At 33.2% G+C, this 22,401-nt stretch carries 18 protein-coding genes; 8 read left to right on the top strand and 10 right to left on the bottom strand.

Annotated features, from left to right (window positions below; all coding sequences use genetic code 11):
- Positions 1 to 32 precede the first annotated feature (32 nt).
- A complete protein-coding gene (locus tag ES675_RS04620; protein WP_066248804.1) occupies positions 33 to 1,226 on the top strand; it encodes a multidrug transporter in 1,194 nt (397 codons plus the stop codon).
- A gap of 73 nt (positions 1,227 to 1,299) precedes the next feature.
- On the opposite strand, the gene ES675_RS04615 is transcribed toward ES675_RS04620, so the two are convergent.
- Positions 1,300 to 1,653: a toxin-antitoxin system YwqK family antitoxin gene (locus ES675_RS04615; RefSeq protein WP_066248801.1), complete on the bottom strand. Its 354-nt coding sequence runs from the start codon at positions 1,651 to 1,653 to the stop codon at positions 1,300 to 1,302.
- 449 nt (positions 1,654 to 2,102) lie between these two features.
- On the opposite strand from ES675_RS04615, the gene ES675_RS04610 reads away from it, so the two are divergent.
- The gene (locus tag ES675_RS04610) at positions 2,103 to 4,403 is read left to right on the top strand and encodes an inorganic phosphate transporter (RefSeq protein ID WP_066248798.1); all 2,301 of its coding nucleotides are present in this window, start codon (positions 2,103 to 2,105) and stop codon (positions 4,401 to 4,403) included.
- A 290-nt stretch (positions 4,404 to 4,693) separates the two neighbouring features.
- Here ES675_RS04610 and ES675_RS04605 read toward each other — a convergent pair whose 3' ends face one another.
- Both ES675_RS04605 and ES675_RS04600 read right to left on the bottom strand, forming a co-directional pair.
- Positions 4,694 to 7,180 carry a ribonucleoside-diphosphate reductase subunit alpha gene (locus ES675_RS04605; protein ID WP_066248794.1) on the bottom strand — a complete coding sequence of 829 codons (2,487 nt, stop codon included), beginning with the start codon at positions 7,178 to 7,180 and terminating at the stop codon, positions 4,694 to 4,696.
- Between the two features lie 180 nt (positions 7,181 to 7,360).
- Positions 7,361 to 8,341 (bottom strand): ribonucleotide-diphosphate reductase subunit beta, encoded by a 981-nt coding sequence (locus tag ES675_RS04600; RefSeq protein WP_066248791.1) that lies wholly within the window; start codon positions 8,339 to 8,341, stop codon positions 7,361 to 7,363.
- Positions 8,342 to 8,974: 633 nt separating this feature from the next.
- Here ES675_RS04600 and ES675_RS04595 point away from each other — a divergent pair.
- Together ES675_RS04595 and ES675_RS04590 are read left to right on the top strand one after the other, a co-directional pair.
- Positions 8,975 to 9,709 (top strand): LytR/AlgR family response regulator transcription factor, encoded by a 735-nt coding sequence (locus ES675_RS04595; protein WP_066249074.1) that lies wholly within the window; start codon positions 8,975 to 8,977, stop codon positions 9,707 to 9,709.
- 63 nt (positions 9,710 to 9,772) lie between these two features.
- On the top strand, positions 9,773 to 11,668 hold the full coding sequence (locus ES675_RS04590) for a tetratricopeptide repeat-containing sensor histidine kinase (RefSeq protein ID WP_246126205.1): 1,896 nt from the start codon (positions 9,773 to 9,775) through the stop codon (positions 11,666 to 11,668).
- Between the two features lie 222 nt (positions 11,669 to 11,890).
- On the opposite strand, the gene ES675_RS04585 is transcribed toward ES675_RS04590, so the two are convergent.
- The 3 genes from ES675_RS04585 to ES675_RS04575 form a co-directional block, all read right to left on the bottom strand.
- Positions 11,891 to 12,157 carry a hypothetical protein gene (locus tag ES675_RS04585; RefSeq protein WP_066248783.1) on the bottom strand — a complete coding sequence of 89 codons (267 nt, stop codon included), beginning with the start codon at positions 12,155 to 12,157 and terminating at the stop codon, positions 11,891 to 11,893.
- Between the two features lie 260 nt (positions 12,158 to 12,417).
- Positions 12,418 to 13,506 carry a DUF1566 domain-containing protein gene (locus ES675_RS04580; RefSeq protein ID WP_066248780.1) on the bottom strand — a complete coding sequence of 363 codons (1,089 nt, stop codon included), beginning with the start codon at positions 13,504 to 13,506 and terminating at the stop codon, positions 12,418 to 12,420.
- 94 nt (positions 13,507 to 13,600) lie between these two features.
- The gene (locus tag ES675_RS04575; RefSeq protein ID WP_148367275.1) at positions 13,601 to 14,083 is read right to left on the bottom strand and encodes a T9SS type A sorting domain-containing protein; all 483 of its coding nucleotides are present in this window, start codon (positions 14,081 to 14,083) and stop codon (positions 13,601 to 13,603) included.
- Between the two features lie 194 nt (positions 14,084 to 14,277).
- On the opposite strand from ES675_RS04575, the gene ES675_RS04570 reads away from it, so the two are divergent.
- Entirely contained in the window at positions 14,278 to 14,826 is a 549-nt protein-coding gene (locus tag ES675_RS04570) for a sigma-70 family RNA polymerase sigma factor (protein WP_066248772.1), read from the top strand.
- 4 nt (positions 14,827 to 14,830) lie between these two features.
- Positions 14,831 to 15,559: a tetratricopeptide repeat protein gene (locus tag ES675_RS04565; RefSeq protein WP_066248767.1), complete on the top strand. Its 729-nt coding sequence runs from the start codon at positions 14,831 to 14,833 to the stop codon at positions 15,557 to 15,559.
- A 3-nt stretch (positions 15,560 to 15,562) separates the two neighbouring features.
- On the opposite strand, the gene ES675_RS04560 is transcribed toward ES675_RS04565, so the two are convergent.
- A complete protein-coding gene (locus ES675_RS04560) occupies positions 15,563 to 18,598 on the bottom strand; it encodes a CHAT domain-containing protein (protein WP_066248763.1) in 3,036 nt (1,011 codons plus the stop codon).
- Positions 18,599 to 18,703: 105 nt separating this feature from the next.
- Entirely contained in the window at positions 18,704 to 19,270 is a 567-nt protein-coding gene (locus ES675_RS04555; RefSeq protein ID WP_066248757.1) for a DUF3109 family protein, read from the bottom strand.
- Positions 19,271 to 19,428: 158 nt separating this feature from the next.
- On the opposite strand from ES675_RS04555, the gene ES675_RS04550 reads away from it, so the two are divergent.
- Entirely contained in the window at positions 19,429 to 19,632 is a 204-nt protein-coding gene (locus tag ES675_RS04550) for a hypothetical protein (protein ID WP_066248754.1), read from the top strand.
- The gene (locus ES675_RS04545) at positions 19,632 to 20,234 is read left to right on the top strand and encodes an NAD(P)/FAD-dependent oxidoreductase (protein ID WP_197503463.1); all 603 of its coding nucleotides are present in this window, start codon (positions 19,632 to 19,634) and stop codon (positions 20,232 to 20,234) included. The genes ES675_RS04550 and ES675_RS04545 overlap by 1 nt, the downstream gene beginning before the upstream one ends.
- Positions 20,235 to 20,302: 68 nt before the next feature.
- Here ES675_RS04545 and ES675_RS04540 read toward each other — a convergent pair whose 3' ends face one another.
- Both ES675_RS04540 and ES675_RS04535 read right to left on the bottom strand, forming a co-directional pair.
- Positions 20,303 to 21,892, bottom strand: coding sequence for a S41 family peptidase (locus ES675_RS04540; RefSeq protein WP_066248748.1), 1,590 nt, complete (start codon positions 21,890 to 21,892; stop codon positions 20,303 to 20,305).
- The gene (locus tag ES675_RS04535; RefSeq protein ID WP_066249070.1) at positions 21,892 to 22,323 is read right to left on the bottom strand and encodes a deoxycytidylate deaminase; all 432 of its coding nucleotides are present in this window, start codon (positions 22,321 to 22,323) and stop codon (positions 21,892 to 21,894) included. Before ES675_RS04535 ends, ES675_RS04540 begins: the two co-directional genes overlap by 1 nt.
- Positions 22,324 to 22,401 lie beyond the last annotated feature (78 nt).

The raw sequence follows: 22,401 nt of genomic DNA, 5'->3' as shown, positions 1-22,401 counted from the left end.
AAACTATAAAAATTAATTAAAAATTGAACACAATGAAAAATAATCTAATTTTAGGAATGGCAATTGCATCAATGCTTTTCTCTTGTACATCTGATGACACTGCAGACATCATCATCAATGACAGCAGTAGTGTAGTGAACAACAACGGCGGCAATAATAACGGTGAAGATTCGTGCACAACAATTCTTGCTGCAGAATATACATCTGATTTAGAGTTAGAAGCTAACAAGTGCTATGTTATTAACGGCCCAGTAATTATGACTGATGGTACAAATTTAATCATTAACGAAGGTGTAACTATTTATGCTGAAGCCACAGGAGCTGATGTTTATATTGCCATATCTCAAGGCGCAAAAATTTTAGCAAATGGAACAGCTAACAGCCCAATTGTATTTACATCTAGCGCTGCATCACCTTCTGCTGGTGACTGGGGTGGATTAATTCTTCTAGGAAAAGCACCTATCAACTCTGCTACTGGAACGTCTACTTCTACTTCTGAAATAGCTAGTTTACCATACGGCGGAAATTTAACTAATGATTCTTCAGGCACATTACGTTATGTTCGTGTTGAGTATTCTGGTGGTGCTGCCGACGGTCAAGCTGAAAACAACGGTATTTCTTTCTACGGTGTAGGTAACGAAACTGTTGTTGAATACATTCAAGCTTTTGAAGGAAAAGATGATGGTGTTGAGTTTTTTGGAGGAACAGTTAACGTCAGTTATGTTTCCGTAATCAATGCACAAGATGATTCAATTGACTGGACAGAAGGTTATACAGGCACTATTACTAATGCTTATGTTAAACATGGAGCTGAACACGATAAAGGTGTTGAAGCTGATGGTTATAATACAGATTTCAGTAATGAAGGTGGTTACTACTCAAAACCAACTATAAATAATTTAACAATTGTAGGTTTAGGAACATCTGCAGATCCTGATAGCGAAGCTATTCGTTTAAGAGCGGGTACTCAAGGTGTTTTTAACAATGTACTTTTACAAGGTTATGGTGAAGGATTTGATTTAGATGGTGATTCCGGAGACAACCCTACAGGTAACGGTGTTATTAGTGGAGATTTACATGTAACTAACGTAACATTTACTGATGTAACGCTTTCAATGAAAAACGATACAGGTGTAACATTTACAGAAGCGAACTTTATTACTGGCGCAGGTAATGGAACAGGAACAGATTATGCTACGTGGGGAGCATCCTGGACTGTTGAGTAAGTATTATAATTAAATTAGTCTAAAAAAAAAGAGCATCCGTATGGATGCTCTTTTTTTAGTTTTATAACTTCATTTAATCACGTTGTACCATGTTGGACTTATTCCATTCATTAACACTCGCAATCGCATTGTTACTATAATCTACTTCTTTTAAAGTTTTATTAGACCAGTAAAACCATTTGCCGACTTTCTTCCCATTATCATAATTCGCAGAAACAACTTTTTCACCTGCTGCATTAAAACTCAACCAATTCCCTTGAAGTTTACCATCTAAAGTGTATGAGCCTGTTTGGCTTACAACTCCATTGTCGTGATAGTACGTAACGTCAATAACATTCTCGTCATCGTTAAGCTTTAATTCTCTCTCTTGTTGTCCAAAAGAGACCACAGTAATTAAAAAGGTGAAAATTAATACAAGATTCTTCATAATTATGGGTTTTTAGAATTATTAATGACTAAATATACTACTTTATTAACTATAAATCAACAATTACATAACGTTAATTTAACATTAAACTCGTAGCGTATTGTTTATCAACCTCTTGGAGTTTTCAATTGATTCACATGAACCTTAATAATTAATTAATATACTGCTTACAATGGCTTTAAACCTGATTCCGATATTTGCGGTGTCTTAAGACATACAAATGTAATTTCATATAATCTATTAGTTTTTGTCGACTATATTATCATGAATTCTTGTGGCTGCCTTTGGCCGAGGCAGCTTTTTTTTTAAAAAAAATAACATCCCGTACATTTCAATTAACTGGTCAATTCTGTAATTTTTAAAGAAAAGAAAATCTTAAAAAAATAACATTTAGGTAACATTACAATTCTAAACACTATAGATATTTGCAAACTATTTTAAAGTAACGTATGGATAATATATACTTATTAATGATTATTGCCTTAGCCGTATTAGCAGTTGCTGATTTGGTGGTAGGCGTGAGTAATGATGCTGTAAATTTCTTGAATTCAGCCATAGGCTCAAAAGCCATTTCATTTAAAACAATCATGATTGTTGCCAGTCTTGGTGTAGCCATTGGAGCGGTTTTTTCTAGTGGTATGATGGAAGTTGCCCGAAAAGGTATTTTCAATCCACACGAATTTATGTTTGATGAAATCATGATCATCTTTATGGCAGTCATGATTACGGACATCCTACTGTTAGACTTTTTTAATTCAGTAGGGATGCCAACATCTACAACGGTATCTATTGTATTTGAATTACTAGGAGCTTCCGTTGCTATGTCCTTAATTAAAATTGGTCATGATGGAGGAAGTTTCACTGATTTAGTAAACTACATCAACACCTCAAAGGCGGCAGAAATTATCTTCGGAATACTCCTATCCGTCGTCGTCGCATTTTCCATTGGTGCCGCAGTACAATGGGTTGCCAGATTATTATTATCCTATAATTTTGAGAAAAAAGCCAATTGGGTAGGTGCCTTTTTTGGAGGTGTAGCTCTATCATCTATTACCTATTTTATTTTTATCAAAGGTTTAAAAGGTACATCATTTGCAGATGATGCTTTCGCAATTCTAAATGGCGACACGATAAACGAATTTATTGAACACCAACTTACCTATATTTTACTTGCTAGTTTAGCACTTTGGTCATTAATTTCATATCTATTTATCACTGTTTTCAAAGCAAATATTTATAAACTCATCATTTTAGTCGGAACTTTTGCTTTAGCATTGGCTTTTGCTGGTAACGATTTAGTTAACTTTATTGGTGTTCCAATTGCTGGCTGGCTTTCTTACACTACATGGGCAGCATCAGGTCTTCCTGCAGAAACATTTAGTATGGGCTTCCTAGCCGATAAGGTAGCAACACCTACTTATTTATTAGTTGGTGCTGGTTTAATTATGGTTGCCACATTATGGTTTTCTAGTAAAGCGAAAGATGTTGTAAAAACCTCATTAGATTTATCAAGTCAAGGTGAAACAAAAGAACGTTTTCAACCTAACTTTTTATCGCGAGGGTTTGTACGTTTTGCGGTTTTAGCTTCGCAAATGTCGGCTTATGTTTTACCAGAATCTTGGCAGAAAAAAATTGATAAACAATTTGAAATACCCGTTTTAAATTTAAAAAAGGATAAGACGTATGAGCTACCTGCATTCGATTTAGTTCGTGCAGCCGTAAACCTTATGGTTGCTGCTGTATTGATTTCTATTGCAACCTCTATGAAATTACCGCTATCTACTACTTATGTAACGTTTATGGTTGCCATGGGTACATCATTAGCGGATCGTGCTTGGGGAGCAGAAAGTGCCGTATACCGAGTAGCTGGTGTTTTAAATGTTATTGGAGGCTGGTTCTTCACGGCGTTTATTGCTTTTGTTGCCGCAGCTCTTATTGCTTACTTATTAAATTGGAACGTGAATGTTATGGTTCCTGTTTTATTACTTTTCGCAACGGTTTTATTAGTAAGAAATTATATTTCTCATAATAAGAAATCGAAAGAGTTGAAAGCCGAAGATAGTTTAACACGTGCTGAAAGCAGCTCTATTCAAGGTGTTATTCATGAAAGCACAAACAATATTGCAAACGTTATTAAACGTGGAAACCGTATTTATACGAATGCAATTAATGGCTTGGCTAAACAAGATTTATCATTACTGAAGAAGAATAAAAAACAAGTTGTAAAACTCTCTGATGAAATTGATGAGTTACGCGATAGTATCTTCTATTTTATTAAGAATTTAGACGAATCTAGCGTTGCAGCCAGTAACTTCTATATTAATGTTTTAGGTTATTTACAGGATATTACGCAGTCTTTAGAGTACATTTCTAAAATTAGCCACAAACACGTTAATAACAACCATAAGAAACTGAAATTTAGCCAAATTAAAGAGTTGAAAGAAGTGGACGAACGTTTTGAGCGTTTATTCGTTAATACGAAAGCGGCTTTTGACACCCGTTCTTTTGAAGAAATAGGCGTTATTTTAGGTAAAAAGAAAGAAATTATGGATATGGTTACAAACAAAATCCAGAAACAAGTAGAGCGTACTAGAACAGAAGAATCTAGTCCTAAAAATACCACCTTGTATTTTAGTGTGCTTTTAGAAACGAAAGATTTACTAAATGCCACTATGAATCTGTTAGAAGAATATCATAATGCGCACGACAGCTCTGTAGAACCTGCAACGGTTCCGGAGTCTGAAGATTAATGCATGTTTAAATTAGTCCTATAAAAGAGCATCTCCATTGGAGATGCTTTTTGCTTTTTATGGGTTTTGGAAATCACAAACTTATACAACTGTGAAACCATATTAATTTACCAAATAAAGGTTTCATACACAAAGGTTTCAGCAACATTAAGATAATGAGAAACTGAAACAAGTTCAGTTTGACGAAAGCGAATTCAAAATTCAGAATCCAAAATCCCACCGAATCCTCGCATAAAAAAAGCACCTCTTTCAAGGTGCTTTTCAATATAGTAATTACATCTTTTAAATCATTAAGATCCACACATCAAGCAATCATCACCTTCTGCTTCTTTTGCTTGGGCAATAAGTGCTTTCATTTCATCTGCAGACATAGGCTCCACCTCTTCAGAAGTTTGCTTTTCAGAAAATTTAGCAGCTGTTTTTACTGCCTGCTGTTTTTGTTGCTCCATAACCGTATCAACCATTGGTGCAGGTTCTATAATGGCTTCTGCAACTGGTTGCTCTTTTTTCTTGGTATCTAACGTAAACTTAATAGCATCTACCGCACTTTTCGTTCGTAAATAATACATACCTGTTTTTAAGCCACTCTTCCAAGCATAGAAATGCATAGATGTTAATTTCGCCATGGTTGCACCTTCCATAAACAAGTTTAAGGATTGCGATTGGTCAATAAAATAACCTCTATGACGCGACATATCAATAATGTCTTTCATGCTTAATTCCCAAACCGTTTTATAAAGCTCCTTAATATCTTGAGGAATACTTTCAATATCCTGAACGGAACCGTTAGCACGCATGATATCTTGTTTTAAGCTATCATTCCAAAGGCCTAGTTCTACTAAATCTTCTAATAAATGTTTGTTGACAATGATAAACTCACCCGATAGCACACGACGTGTATATATATTAGATGTGTACGGTTCAAAACATTCATTATTACCTAAAATTTGTGAGGTACTTGCTGTTGGCATTGGCGCAACCAACAAGGAGTTTCTAACACCATGTTTTTTAACCTCTCCACGCAGTTTAGCCCAATCCCAACGACCACTTAATTCGTCATCATTAATCCCCCAAAGGTTGTGTTGAAATTCGCCTTGACTTATTGGCGATCCTTCATAAGTTTGGTAAGGACCATCAGCGGTTGCTTCTTCCATACTAGCTGTTACTGCTGCAAAGTATAGGGTTTCAAAAATTTCTTGATTTAATTTTTTAGCAGCATCACTTGTAAATGGCATGCGCAGTTTTATAAACGTATCAGCCAAACCTTGAACACCTAACCCAACTGGTCTGTGACGGAAATTAGAATTTTCAGCCTCTTTTACAGGGTAGTAATTTCTATCAATAACGCGGTTTAAGTTTTTGGTAACGCGTTTCGTAATTTTATAAAGTTCTTTATGATCAAATTCGCCATTTTTAATAAACATTGGCAACGCAATAGACGCTAAATTACAAACAGCCACCTCATCTGGAGATGTGTACTCCATAATTTCCGTACATAAATTGGACGATCGAATGGTTCCTAAATTTTTCTGATTAGATTTACGGTTCGCAGCATCTTTATACAACATATAAGGCGTTCCCGTTTCAATTTGCGACTCGAGTATTTTCTCCCAAAGCTCACGCGCTTTAATGGTTTTTCTACCTTTTCCAGCAGCTTCATATTTTAAATATAAGGCCTCAAATTCCTCACTGTGAACTTCATCCATTCCTGGACATTCATTCGGGCACATTAAAGTCCATTTTCCGTCTTCTTGAACACGTTCCATGAATAGATCAGAAATCCACATGGCATAAAACAAATCGCGCGCACGCATTTCTTCTTTACCGTGATTTTTCTTCAAATCTAAAAAGTCGAAAATATCAGCATGCCAGGTTTCAAGATACATAGCAAAACTTCCTTTACGTTTTCCACCACCTTGATCTACATAACGTGCTGTATCATTAAAAACCTTTAACATGGGAACAATACCATTTGATGTTCCATTTGTTCCAGAAATATAACTTCCTGTAGCGCGTACATTATGAATAGCCAATCCAATTCCACCTGCAGATTGTGAGATTTTAGCCGTTTGTTTTAACGTGTCATAAATACCATCAATACTATCATCTTTCATAGTTAATAAAAAACAGGATGACATTTGTGGTTTTGGTGTACCTGAATTAAAAAGTGTTGGTGTGGCGTGTGTAAAATATTTTTTAGACATCAGCTCATAGGTTTCCAAAGCGGCATCCAAATCATTTAAATGAATTCCAATAGAAACACGCATCAACATGTGTTGTGGTCTTTCCGCAATTTCACCATTTAGCTTTAATAAATAGGAACGTTCAAGCGTTTTAAATCCGAAATAATCATACCCAAAATCGCGATTATAGATAATTGTAGAATCTAATTTATCCTTATTATCCATGATAACTTGATACACCTCATCAGATAATAATGGTGCATCTTTTCCTGTTCTTGGATTTACGTAGGTATACAAATCATGCATCACCTCACTAAATGTTTTCTTGGTTTTTTTATGTAAGTTGGACACTGAAATACGTGCTGCCAAACGTGCATAATCAGGATGAGCGGTTGTCATGGTTGCTGCAATTTCAGCCGCTAAATTATCAAGTTCACTGGTTGTCACACCATCATAAAGTCCTTCTATAACGCGCATAGCAACTTTTAACGGATCTACCAATTCGTTTAAACCATAGCACAACTTTCTAACTCTTGCTGTAATTTTATCGAACATCATGAGTTCTTTCCGGCCATCTCTTTTTAATACATACATAATTTTACACGTTTTTTGTTTTCCTGTTACACCTTGCAGAAAAATGGATTAATTAGCTAAAAGGGTTGTTTTAATTTCAAGAGAAATTAGAACTTTGAATTTATATAAAAGTATAACAAGAAAATTGGTAGATGAACATCCACACGATTGTTGCTATTAACTATTATTACGGGTTGTTATTTAAAAATCAGCATCAAAACTGAACTTATCTTTATCTTCTTCTTTATTAAGAACGCCTGCTTTTTGATATTCGGATACCCGTTTTTCAAAGAAATTAGTTTTCCCTTGTAAGGAAATCATATCCATAAAATCAAAAGGATTGGCTGTATTGTATTCTTTTTCACAATCCAATTCACTTAAAAGTCTATCGGTTACAAATTCAAGGTACTGGGACATTAATTTGGCATTCATACCAATTAAACTAGCAGGCAACGATTCCGTAATAAACTCACGTTCAATACCTAAGGCATTAATTAGGATTTCACGAATACGTGCTTTTGGAACTTTATTAATTAAGTGGTGGTTGTGTAAATGCACAGCAAAATCACAATGCACGCCTTCATCGCGAGAAATAAGCTCGTTTGAAAACGTTAAACCTGGCATTAAACCACGTTTTTTTAACCAGAATATGGAGCAAAAGGCACCAGAAAAGAAAATACCTTCAACGGCTGCAAAAGCAATTAAGCGCTCGCCGAAACTAGGAGAATCAATCCATTTTAAAGCCCAATCTGCCTTTTTCTTAATGGCTGGAAAATTATCTAAAGCATTAAAAAGCTGATCCTTTTCAACGTCATCTTTTACGTAGGTATCTATTAATAGCGAATAGGTTTCACTATGAATATTTTCCATCATAATTTGAAATCCGTAAAAAAACTTGGCTTCACTATATTGCACTTCATTAATGAAATTTTCTGCTAAATTTTCATTTACAATACCATCACTAGCAGCAAAAAAAGCTAAAATGTGTTTAATAAAATAACGCTCATCATCATTCAATTTACTTTTCCAATCGGTTAGATCTTGGTGTAAATCAATTTCTTCAGCAGTCCAGAAACTGGCTTCCGATTTTTTATACCATTCCCAAATATCGTTATGTTGAATAGGAAAAATAACAAAGCGATCTTTGTTTTCTTGTAGAATAGGTTCAATTTGTTGAGACATTGTTAGCGTTTTTTAGAATTAATAATCTGAATGGTAATGTGACTAACAAATATTGAAAATTGTATCTGAAATTGAAAGGTATAATCAGAAACATTGTCAACAAGTTTTTAACAAACCACTGTTGACGCAGTATGACATACATTTTTAATAAAATCCAATTAAGACATTGTTTTTCAGTAGCTTAAAGAAATAAGCTACACAGAAATAATGTAAGAATTAACCTATTAAAATCATCCTAACAATAGGCAAAACCTATGTAGTAACCACTCAAAAATAGCTCATTATTTTAAATAAAAAAAGAGCGAATAAATTCGCTCTTTTTATAACTAATTAGCTAAATAATTAATGACATTAAAGTCAAAAGGCTAGAAAAATCTAGCCTTTTGTTGATTAATAGCATATACCCTTTAATAAATGCTTAATCGTATAATAATTTAATAGCAAAGCTAATATCTGAAATTTCTTACCACATAAAGAGCACTTTTGTATAGTTGGTATTAAATTATGTGTATTTGGCGAAAAACCAATTTTCGCCCTCATATTTTACGAATCTCCTACTTTTTAAGATTGAATTACCAATCATTTATAACCATTTCAAGTTCAAAATGTTATAATATTATTATATTTGAAACCATGATACGAGCAGTAATTGTAGACGATGAGCAAAAAGCAATAGAAAGTTTGTCTTGGGAACTTACAAATTTCAGTGATGAAGTTGAAATAATAGCGACTTTTAACAAACCAGAAGAAGCTATTAATTATTTAAGCACCAACAAACCTGATTGCGTTTTTTTAGACATCAATATGCCAACCATGGATGGGTTTCAGTTTTTAGATAAATTAACTGAAAGGGATTTTTCTGTTGTTATTACTACAGCTTATAATGAATATGCTTTAAAAGCATTAAAACACGAAGCCATAGATTACCTTTTAAAACCTATTGATTCTGATGATTTAAAAGAAACTTTAGCTCGTATAAAAAAGCACAACTCCTCAGCCTTTCCTGTGGCTAAAATTGAAGAAATTCTTATTAATTTCAATAAGAATTTTAATCAGAAAAAAATTACGTTAAATACAGATGGGAAATTAATATTTCTAGAAACTGATAATATTATTTATATTGAATCAGACGGTAATTACAGCACATTTGTCATGGCAGATAACCAAAAAATTTTAATTACCAAAAAACTAAAAGAGGTGAATGCACTTTTACCCGAAAATTATTTTTTTAGAATCCATAATTCTTACATTATAAACCTGAATAAAATAAAGGAATTTATTAAAAATGATGGTTATGTTGTTATGCAAACCAACGAGAAAATTCCAGTTGCTAGACAACGTAAATCCGATTTTTTAGACAAAGTTTAAGCCACAATGAAAACCGAAAATCACTTCAGGCTTTTTAGAATATCAATTTTCATGACCTTTTGCTTGATAACTACATATAGTAGTTTGGCGCAAGAACTAGATTTAAAGGATTTTTACAAAAAGGTAGATAGCATTTTAATTGAAAGACCTAATAAACCAGCTATTCTGGATTCTGTTTTCCACAAGGTGAAATTAGACACCATTAAACTTTCGTACTTAATTCATAAAAGCCACCAAAAAGACTATCTGGAAGGCGAATGGTTTGCCTTGAATTCATTGGGTAATTGTTTTAGAAACATTTCAGATTACGACCAATCTATTGGTTTATATAGAAAAGCATTATCAACAGCCAGACAAAGTGAGAATCTGGAAATGGAAGTTGTAAGTCTGAACATGCTTGGTGTTGTTTACAGACGTATGGATGCTATTCGCTCTGCTTTGGATTACCATAAACAAGCACTCGATTTAGCCGAAAATGCACCAGAAATTACACTAGGATTAAAACGCAGTATTGCCGTTTCTCAAAACAGTATGGGGAACATTTATTTGGCTTTAAAACAATATGATTTAGCACTTATTCAATTCTACAAATCTTTAGCTATCGAAGAAGAACTAGATAACAAGCTCGGTCTAGCTATTAATAATCATAATATTGGGTATGCCAAAGAAAAAACAGGTCATTATGCCGAAGCGCTAGAATACTACAACAAATCTTTAGATTATAATTATCAAATTGAATCTGAAATAGGTATCGTTATCTGTTTTAATAGCATTGGTAAAGTTTACATTTATCAAGATAAATTTACAGAAGCGAATGCCATTATTAAAGATGCATTACAACGTGCTATTAAAGAAAACGATCAATTTTATATTGCTATTTCATATGTTAATTATGGTTTATCAGAATTAAAACTCAACAACTTAGAATTTGCCAAAACGCAATTATTTAAAGGGCTAGAAATTGCCAAAGAATTCAATTTAAAATCTTCGGAAATTGAAGCTTATAAATATCTATCCGAAATTTATGAATTGTCAGGACAACATGATGCTGCTCTAGATACTTTTAGGAAACACGTAATTTTAGACGAAAGCCTAACAAACGAACGCAATATTCAGTATGTTAATGATTTGATTATAAAATATGACACGGAGAAAAAAACCAATCAGATTAAAGAATTAGCCAGTGAGAATGAAATAGTAAAACTCCGACTTGAAAAAAACAAACGAACCCTATTATTAAGTCTGTTAGGCGCCAGTTTGGTTTTTATTACCTTATATGTTTTATACCGACAACGCCAACTTAAGAATGAGAAGAAAATTTTAACATTGGAACAGGATATGTTGCGCAATCAGATGAATCCGCATTTTATTTTCAATTCCTTGAACTCCATCAAACTTTACATTATAAATAATGAAAAAGAAAATGCTGTTTATTACCTCAATAAATTTTCAAAACTAATCCGAAAAATACTCATTGCTTCTACTGAAAAAGAGATATCACTTCAAGATGAAATTGAAAACATGTCACTTTATATGAATATTGAAAATATCCGGTTTTCCAATGAAATTGACTACCAAGAATACATTGATGACCATTTAAATACGTCTTCTATAAAAGTGCCTTCACTTATTTTGCAACCATTTCTGGAAAATGCTATTTGGCATGGTTTATCGGCTAAAAGTCAAAATAAAAAACTAGAATTGGTGGCTAAAAAAACCCAAGACAATCATGTATCCATAACAATAACAGATAATGGTATTGGACGCGTAGCTTCGGAGAAAATTAAAAATGAAAAGAAAATAAAACGACATTCTGTTGGTTTAAATATTACAAAAGCGCGTCTTGAAAATTTTTCAAAAACTTTTAAAGAAGATTACAGTATTGAAATTATCGATTTATATAATGATGATAATGAGGCCTGTGGTACACAAGTGGTTTTAAATATTCCGATAAAGTAGATTTTAGACTTGTTTTTTCCTCTTATTATATTATTATGCCGTTTTCGCCTAACTTTCTAATTTGGCCTTGTTTACAAAAACTTCCATAAAAATGTTATGCAAATATTATTATTTGGTTTACAATAAGCCTTAAATATAAAACCACCAGCAAATTATTTTTTCATGTTTGTGAAAAGAAATTGCTGGTGGTTCATTAATCGTTCAGAACTAAAAGTAGACTTATTAATCTGCAAGCGATACGCTATTCATATCTTGTTTAGCACCTTCTACTGTATCTTCTAAAGCCATTAAACGTTTTAAAACATCTGCCATGGCTGCTGTACTTTGATTTTTATTTTTTGCTTGTAGCATTTCTATTTGCGCTTGCTGCTCCTTAATAGCATTAATAAGTACTGGAATTAACTCCGTATAACTAACACCCAAGGTTTGCTGGTCGTTATCTTGAACGGTTACAATACCAACAATAACCGGTTGTACATCTTGAGCCAAAAACCCTCAAGATTTATGGTCTTGTATTCTGTTTTGTTTTACCAATTAAAAATCTAACTCAAGTTTTTAATTAGGTTTTAACCAACATTATTATCACATTAATTTTGATTAACAGAATACATAAACATTTTTAACTTGAGGGGTTAATAGGCTAAAGCACTCTTAAAAAATCTGAACGCTTTGCAAAAACTATTAATTGGATAACCACTGTTTAAGGATTACATAGTTCCATTTAAATGGTTTAGAGGTTTAATAATAAATTAAAATGCTCTAATTGCACGTACGCCATACGTACTACTCTTAAAACTGTTATATCCATTTCCATCACTAAAAGACCAAATTATCCCGGTATCACTTGCAGTCTCTCTAGAACTCCAATAGTAATAGATTGCACTCAACTCTGTGCCATTATGGAGTAAAGATTTAGAATTGATAATGGCCTTGTTATTATCCATGAATTCTAATTGAGCCGGACTAGGTAAAAACCAATCGTTATAACCACCACCTGAATAGGCTCTGGCTAATCCTGCTGCATAATCCGTTTCTACTGGACCTTGGGCTGCTATTATAGCGTCTGTATTAGAACTTCCATCAGTATAATCAGTTGCTCCAGTTGTAATATTTGATCCGTTGTACCATTGTATGCCAGCACTTTGATCTTCAACAGCACAAACTAGGCCATGTTCACCTGTTCCATCTATCCAAATTACAATACCACCTTCTCTATATTGCCCTATGGTAACAGGTTCGAGAGCGCTTAGTCTTGTGTCCAAATCTGCCAAATTTGTTTCAATGTCTGTTAATCTTGCATCAAAAGCAGCAATTTTAAGATCAATTTGATTGTCTACATAAATTTTAGTGGCTGCGTCTTGGTTATTTGTTGGATCTACAACATCTTTTATTTGTCCATTGGCAGAGTTTCCAAAGGTTATAACGTTTGTTAAGGTTTGGCTTTCATCTGCTTTTTTCGCATATAAGGCATAAGGAGCAGCTACCATTTCTGTAGTACCTACTTCGGTGCCGTTTAGAGATATGGTTAAATAACTAGCATCTACGCCCCAATTTAAGGTATTGTAAGTACCTGAAATGGCACTACCATCACCAATTTGTAAACTAAAGACACCGCTAGCATCTGTTGTTACACTATGAGTTTCAATATAACTTGCCGTAGCTGTGGAGCTTCCAAATTTTAAAGCTATTTGTATGGCTATGGTTGCATTTGTCATGGGATCGCCTGACGAATCGCTAGCAACACCTTGGTAATTAATAAAATCTTGTTGTGCATTTTGTGCATAGCCTGTTAGACTGATACATAAAACGAATACGAGTGTTTGTAAAATTGTTTTCATGAGTTTATATTTATTGATTATTTATGGTTACATGTAACATCCTTTAAATCCTTTTACTTGGGTATCAAGATTTAGTTATGAATGTTTCATAGCGTTATTTTTTTATGATTTTAAATGTTTTTGAATTTGCGGCGTCTTTAAAGTCTAGTTGAACCAAGTACATACCACTAGATAGATGGCTTAAATCCAGATTTCGCAAGGCATTGTTCATCGTATAGTTTCCAACCTGTTTTCCAGTAGCACTATAAATAGTAACCCGAATGTTTTCGTTATTATCTGGGATGCTAATGTTAACAAAATCGGTAACCGGATTGGGATAGATTTTAACGCTTTCACTTTCCACTAATTCTTCTACAGACAAGGTGGCATCATTAGTAGCGCCAGCTAAAAAGCCTTGGTTAATACTTACTGATGAACCTTTTAAACCTATTATAGGTTCACCAATAGTACTTGTTAATTGATAGTTCGCATTACTGCTAGTATTACCAGCACTGGCTACTACCTGTTTGTCTATGTTTTGGGCAAATGTGCCTATTACAAAGCCAAATAATAGAAAAAAAATTACGTGTGTTTTCATATATTTATAGTTTAAAGATTGTTTTTTGTTGTCATTTTTTTATCAATTAAAAAGGAAATTTCAAAATAGGTGCATTAAATAATGTATACTTTATATCCTTTAGTGTCATATTTTTAAAAAGGTTAACACATAAAACACAATTTTAATTTTTTTTAGAATATCTTGTTTACTTTTGAAATCCCAATGACATTAATATGATAGATGAAGACATTGTCAAAGCTTTAAAAAAAGGCCATATAGAAACTTTAGAAGCCGTTTATTTGGAGCATAAATCTGCCTTTATTGGATTTGCTAAAAAATATACCTCGGACGAAGACTTGATAACCGACATGTATCAAGATGCCATTATAGCGTTGCGGGAAAATGCTATTAATGGAGAGTTGGATAATTTAAAAAGCGAAGTTAAAACCTACCTTTTCAGTATTGGAAAATATAAGATTTTTAAAGCCTTAAAGCAGCAACAAAAAGTACATTTAGTAAGTGAGCCTGCATTATTTGATAGCTTAAAGAATGAATATGATCTCTCTACAGAATTAATAGGCGAGCTAACCGACGAACAAAAGCAGTTACAAGCAGCTTTTATTAATTTGGAAGGGAAGTGTAAAGAAATATTGACTTTATTTTATTACAGAGGTTTTACCATAGACGATATTACGGCCGAATTAAATTATAACAACAAAGATGTTACTAAAAGTCAAAAATCACGTTGTTTAAAAGCTTTAAAAGCAATGATCTTTAATTAATAGCATGAATAAAGAGAACTTAATAGAACACTATATTTCTAAAACACTTACTGAAGAAACTCAGAAAGCGTTTAACCATTTAATGGAAACAGATCCTGATTTTGCAAAAGCGGTTGCATTTGAAAAAAACCTTAAAACGGTTATTGCCAAAGAAGAGCAAACACAACTGAAAGAAAGGTTTCAAGCATTAGACAACACTGCTAAAAGCGCTTTAAAAAACACGGGCAATCCATATTTAAAATGGGCAATTGCAGCTGTAATTATTATTTTATTAGCAATTCCTAGTTTCTGGATTTACCAACAAAACAATGTGAGTAATCAGGCGCTCTATGCTTCCCATTTTGAACCTTATAAAAATGTGGTACACCCTATTGTAAGAGGTCAAGATACTCATGATTTAATGTCCCAAGCTTTTATTGCTTATGAAGCTAAAAATTATGAGTTGGCGTTAAAGCATTTCAATACAATTTTAAAAGATAATCCAGATACAGTATTATATTTTTATAAAGCAAATGCCCTTTTATATTTGGATAAGAATAAGGAAGCTATTACCATATTATCCGACACCAAAAATATTTCTGAAAATTTTAAAGCGCAACAGCTTTGGTATTTAGCACTTGCATATATTAAAACAGAATCTAATTTAAAAGCAGCAACCACCTTAAAAGCCTTAATTAGCAATGGTACGTTTAAGAAGCAGGAGGCCGAAAAACTTTTAAAACAAATTAATTGAATATTAAGCCGCTTGCTTTTTCTGTTTTCTATAGAAGAGCACAACTAATAAAATTAGAGCGCCACCTCCTATTAGATACCAGATTGTATTATTTTTCTTGTCTACGATAGGCGAAATATCTCCAGACATTACAAATCCTGCCCAATAATAAGGATGATCCAAAGACATGTTTTCATTTGCGCTTAAAAAATCTTGTTTCGCCTTTTGTAAAGCTTCAGCTTTATCATTTCCATCTTTTAAATGCTTATAAAATGAAACCATAATTTCTTTAGTAGCATCATCCGGTGCGCTCCATAAACTGGACAAAACCGAAGGTACTCCTGCTGCCGTAAAGGCGGTGTTCATAGATACAATGCCTTTTCCTGTTTTAAATTCTCCAACACCTGTATTGCACGCACTTAAAACCACCATATTGGCATTTAGGTTTAAGCCATATAGTTCAGAAATATACAATTCGTAATCGGCCTCCGTATCTGAAAAAACTAAACTACTCAATTCGGAGTCCGCATCATTTAAAAAGGAATGCATAGACAGATGTAGAATAGAATAGTCGTTAGAAAGTGATTTGAAAGCTTCTTTAGAGGCATTATTATTGGTGTAAACATCACTGTTTTCAAATAATTCTGAAATGGAATTCACTTCTTTAATAGCACCATCCAAATAATAAGGCTCACCTCTTACAGCCAACTGCGTATCTGTAGGCGCAAACAGATTGTATGATGGTGCAAATAATGCAATTTTGTCATTCTCTTTATTAATTTCTACAGGCGAATCAATAAAACTCAATGCCGAAACATAACTAATTTTAGTTTGGTTTAGCAAGTAGTCATCGTCTGATATTAAAAGCTCGAATGGTAAATAATGCAAAATGCCATCTGGAATAATATAGATGTTGTTATCACTGGCCAAATCAACGTCGGTAAGTAAAATACCGTGCAAATTTGCTCCGTATTTTTTAATTTCCATTACAGGAACATTAATATCTTTTATGTTAGATAGCATTTTAATGACTTCTGGTTTTATGTCCAAATAACTGCCCAGATTAGTGAATTTTATGTCATTATTATTATAAATAATTCTGAACACTTGATTGTCTACAATTTTAAACTTTATAATATATCGGTCATTAAAAACCTCTAGTTGGTTTTGCGAGTCCTCTGAATTTATAATTTGAGAAATATAAAAATCTTGGTTTTTTATTTGATCTGTTATAGCATCCAATTTTCGGTTTTCCTCAAAAATAAGTTCACGTAAACTATCTGATTTTTTTTCAATATTTTTCTTTTTTAAATAGGTGATATTGGACCGTAATCGCTGCTCATCGTGAATGAGCAAATCTGTTTCACTTTTACCAGATTCAGATCTATTGGCAATAAATGTATTTAGCAAATATTTAGCCTCAATGGTTTCTGTAAAGTTTAAAAATAAGTCTCTATCACTTTCAGACAGCTGGTTGTTTGACGCTTTTTCAAGAAAGTAAAAACTTATTTTATCGTATGTCTTTTTTAGTTTTTCATTTAGAAACTCATGATTAAAATTAGACTCAAATTGTTTTAATGCTATTAGGTATAAGGTATGTTTTATGGCATCATCTTTAAATGATGATTTATCAAGATTTTCTGTAAGCTCCAAAAGAAATTGGATATCATTTAAAACGAGACTTGGCGTGAAGTTTTGATAAGACATTGTTTTAATATCTAAATCTTTATTCTCTTCCGAAAACATGTGAATTAATTTATTGATATAAGTATAGGCTTCATTATTCTTCTTTTTAAAGTTTAATGCTGCATATTGCACTACAATTTCTTTTTCAATAGATGGACGTAATTTTTCTTCTGCTTCTATTTTCTTTAAAAGTTTTTCTGCCTCTGCATATTGTTTGTCATCAATATATACTCTTATTTTTTCTATTATAAATTGATTCTCAAGCTTCTTAAAACTTATATTTTTATGAAGCTCTAAACCTTCATTCAGATACGCTAAGGCTTTATCATTATTTTTAAAGCTGTAATATTTTGCAACAATTAAATAAGCAGTCGCTATAAAGTCTGTTTCAATATCGTCTAGTGTGTTTTCAGTATTAATTGCTTTCATGTCATCAAAAAGCGATAACATATTATCTTCCTGACCTGTTTCACGATAAATTTCTATTAAAGATGCATTAAACTGTAAGTCTCTTTTAAAGCCTATTTTCCCCCTTCTAGATTCCTGTGCTAAAGCAGCATTATCTTTGTATAGTTGAATGGCTTTTTTTAAATAATTTTCTGCTTTTTTATAATTTCCTTCAAGCTCTTCGTAATCTGATAGATTGGTATAAACGCCTATAAAGTAGTCCATATTCGGTTTGTCTACGCTTTTAAATGTGGCTTCAGACTTTTTAAGATATTTTAAACGTTTAGATGGAATGTTTAAAAACTCATAACTATAAACCATGGACAAGTCTAAATAAATACTAGCCATATTATTCGTGTTTCTGACCTCGGGATCTATATGTTGATACAGATCTTCCGCTTTCTTTAAAACCGCTACAGATGCGTTAAGCCTTCCAACAACACGAGACACGACACCGGATGTATGCAACGTTTTCATTAAAACTACAGAATCTATTTCCTGACACTTGTAATGATAATCTATAGATTTGGCCACGTATTTATCCGTATCCTGCATGTTTCTCATGTAATTATGAGCAAAAATATACATGCGTCGATACGCTTGGTAAACTCGTTCTGGTTTAGCACCAGACTCTTCCAGTTCTATAATTTGTGATTGCAGATTTTTATAGGCTTCAGATTTCAGTTCCGCGTTGGAAGTAGCGAGTTCATTTTTACTCATTTCTAACAATAAATTTAGAAATGGAACGGTATCTTTTTGCTGCGTTTTCGCAAATTCAATGGCTTTCTGCCTAGGCTCTATAACATCTTTAAATTGAAATTTAAGCTGTAATGAATCTGCATTTTTGGTGTAGTCTTGCCAAGTAGTTTGGCTAAATAACGCGTGAAAGGTTAAAGAACAAATTAAGAAAAAAATTAATTTTTTCATAAGGTATAAGTCTCAATTGGGGTTAGAATATTAAATACAATTACCCTCTAATATAAACTTACATATATTAGAGAATAGAATTTTAATATACTGTTTTTGAGTTAATTATTGCAATTTTTCTGCTACCTTTTCTAAATCGGCATACCAATCTTCACCAAATTTTCTTATCAGCGCTTGTTTAACAAACTTATAGACTGGCACTTGCAATTCTTTCCCGAGGACGCAAGCATCATCACAAATTTCCCATTTATCATAATTTACCGCAGAAAACTCTGAATATTCTTTAATTCTAATAGGATATAAATGACAAGAAACTGGCTTCTTCCAATCAATAGCGCCTTGATTATAAGCCTCTTCAATACCACATAAAGCCGTCCCTTTTTTATCAAAAGTTACATAAGCACAATCTGCACCACCAATAAGCGGTGTTTCTAATTCGCCATTAGCCGTAGTAATAAAAGCACCTTGAGCTTCAATAGCATCTATCCCAATTTGACGTAAAAAAGGTTTTACTTTTGGGTAAATATCTTCCAGAATTTGGGCTTCCGCTTTTTCAAGTGGTGCGCCTGCATCTCCATCTATACAACAAGCACCTTTACATGCTGACAGGTTACAGACAAAATCTTTCTGGATAATATCCTCCGAAACTATGGTTTTTCCTAATTGAAACATATTGCAAAAATAGAGAAACTTTCGGTTACTATAATGATGGAACTTTAGGAATAATGGTCTAATTTTGTAAAAACTATTAATTACGTCATCTTTGATGGATTATTTTGGAATGTTCTTTCGGAAAAACCCTGATACTTAAACGTAAAACTATTTTTATTATGAAAATACTCACGCTTGTTCTATCCATTTTAGCCATTGTTTTAATTGGGTTTAATGTGACTAAAATTAATTTTAGCGCACCTTTTGAAGGTGAAAGCATGGTGGCGTTGATTACTATTTTTGCTTCGCTTTGCGCAATTGTACTTTTACAGATTTTGTCTATTTCAAAAAAGATTGATCAAAAAGCTAAATACAAAAAATAATGTTTGATGTTTTAATTATTGGTGGTAGTGCAGCTGGTATGTCCTGCGCTTTAGTTTTAGGTTCTGCAAAAAAACAAGTATTTGCTGCAGATAAACATATTGGTATTATTCTTCATCAGAAAACATCGCATTTACAAAACGCCTTATTTAATAATGTTTTAGGTGTAATACCTGGAACTACTGGAGCAGATATTTTAATTTCTGGAAAAGAACAGTTAACCACTTTATATCCACATGTGGATTGTATTGAACATGAAAAAGTACAAGCTATAACCAAATCAGTCGATGGTTTTTCTGTTATAACTAACAAAGCAACCTACATTTCTAAACTAGTAGTTGTGGCTGTTGGATACACCAATTTACTCACTATTACGGGTTTAGAATCTTATATTAAACCGCATCCACGAGCAAAAACGGAGAAAGAACGTATTTGGTTACAAAACGATAATCACGTAATTGAAGACGGTTTATATGTTGCCGGAACGCTTGCTGGTTGGCGCAGTCAATTTGCCATAGCTTCAGGAAGTGGTGCACATGTGGCAACGGATATTTTAACGCTTTGGAATAACGGAGAACATGTTAAAGTTCATGATAAGGTTTAGTGGTTATTGGTTATTGAGACTATGAATTATTACAACCAAAACGCAGAACTTAACTAAAAGTTAAACGGCTATAACTTGGCATCCAATTTTAGAACTTCTTCAATCATCACATCGCTTTTATTTATCACTTCTTCAAAGGCTCCTTTGGTATAAAGTTGTGCAGCTAATGTTGCTTTAATGTACTGCTTAACCTCATCATTATAAGCGACAAAAGTTATATTGGCACTTGTTTTGGAGTTGAGATAATCTTGAAAAGCTAATACAAAATCATCTGATACGATGAAATTATCAATAAAATCCTTACGCGAAAAATCATCATAAGCATGACGGTTTTTCTCCAATTCTTCAAACACAAAATTACTCACAAAACCACGACGTTGTAAAAAGGTCAAGGTTTCGTTCTGCATACTTAAATCTAGCGGCACAAAAACGTCCGGAATAATGCCACCGCCACCATAAACCACTTTTCCTTTTGGTGTGGTAAATTTCAAGGAATCGGCTACTTCCATTTTTTCAGGATCTAGAAATTCGCCACTGCTTAAACGTTCAAAATAATCATCATAATAATCTTTATTACCGGTATCATAAGAACGCTGAATGGAGCGACCTGTTGGTGTATAATAGCGCGACACGGTTAAACGCACAGCACTACCATCTCCTAAATTCATTTCACGCTGCACCAAACCTTTCCCATAAGATCTTCTGCCTACAATGGTTCCCTTATCGTTATCTTGAAGTGCGCCTGCTACAATTTCACTTGCAGATGCGGAATTTTCATCAATAAGAACATAAACCTTACTGTTTTCAAAATCGCCTTTTTTAGTAGCGTAACTTTTTTGAATACTACCACGTTTATTTTTTGTGAATAAAATGAGCTTATCATCTTCTAGAAACTCATCCACTATTTGTTCAGCAATGGTTAAAAACCCTCCTGGATTGCCACGTAAATCCAAGACCAAATCCTGAACATCTAATTTTTTTAAATTCCGAAGTTCGTCCTTAAATTCTTTATAAGTAGATTCCGCAAAGCGGTTAATTTTTATATAACCTAACGTTTCGGTAAGCATGTATGCGGCATCCACACTACGAATAGGAATATGATCACGTTTTACGGTAAACTTCAGTAATTTCGGTTCGCCTTTACGGTAAACTTCTAATTTGACTTTGGTGTCAATTGGTCCTTTTAGCTTCTTGATAATATCTGAATTGCTTAAATCTTTACCAAAAATGGAATCGCCATCAGCGGTAATAATCCGATCGCCTCCTTGAATACCTACTTTATCACTTGGGCTTCCTTCAATAGTTCGGATTACAGTTATGGTATCATTATAGGTGTAAAAACTAATACCAATACCCACAAAATCACCTTTCATATTTTCAGTAACACGCTGCATATCGGCTTTTGGAATATAAACAGAATGTGGATCGAGATTTTCTAGAATACCGTTAACAGTAATATCTACAATGCTGTCTGTATTGACATCATCTACATATTCGTAATCAATATAATCAATTAGCCGGTTAAGCTTTTCCTTTTTACTATTGGAGCTAAATAACCGATCTGGTTTATCAGAAAAATTTAATTTTCCACCAATGAAAATTCCAGCCGCAATTCCTACGCCTAGTATCAGTGGTAAATATTTCTTCTTAAATGTCATTAAGCTATTAAATCTGTTATTAATTTTAATTCTATTCCTGCTTTTTGTAAAAATTGTAAACCAGAATCATCTTTATAAGCATCCTTATAAACCACGCGTGTTATGCCAGCTTGATGGATTAATTTACTACATTCTTTGCATGGAGAAAGGGTAATATAAAGGGTTGCGCCAATACAGGATTGTGTGGATGCAGCTACTTTTAAAATGGCGTTGGCTTCGGCATGTAGCACATACCATTTGGTATAACCTTCGTCATCTTCGCAAAAATTTTCAAATCCGGTTGGTGTACCATTGTAACCATCGGAAATAATCATTCTATCTTTTACAATTATGGCACCAACTTGCTTACGTTTGCAGTAGGATAACTTTCCCCATTCTGAAGCCATTCTTAAATACGCTTTATCATATTTAAGTTGTTTTTTCTCTTTCATAAACATACTTACTTATAACGAAGATAGTGGCTTCGTATTTTAATTACAACCTGACTATTAAAGATTTATGAAAACTTT

It is taken from the genome of Algorimicrobium algoritergicola, from assembly GCF_008086165.1.
Classification (GTDB): Bacteria; Bacteroidota; Bacteroidia; order Flavobacteriales; family Flavobacteriaceae; genus Algorimicrobium; species Algorimicrobium algoritergicola.
The sequence above is the reverse complement of the archived record's forward strand: the minus strand, read 5'-3'. Positions and strand labels throughout refer to the sequence as shown.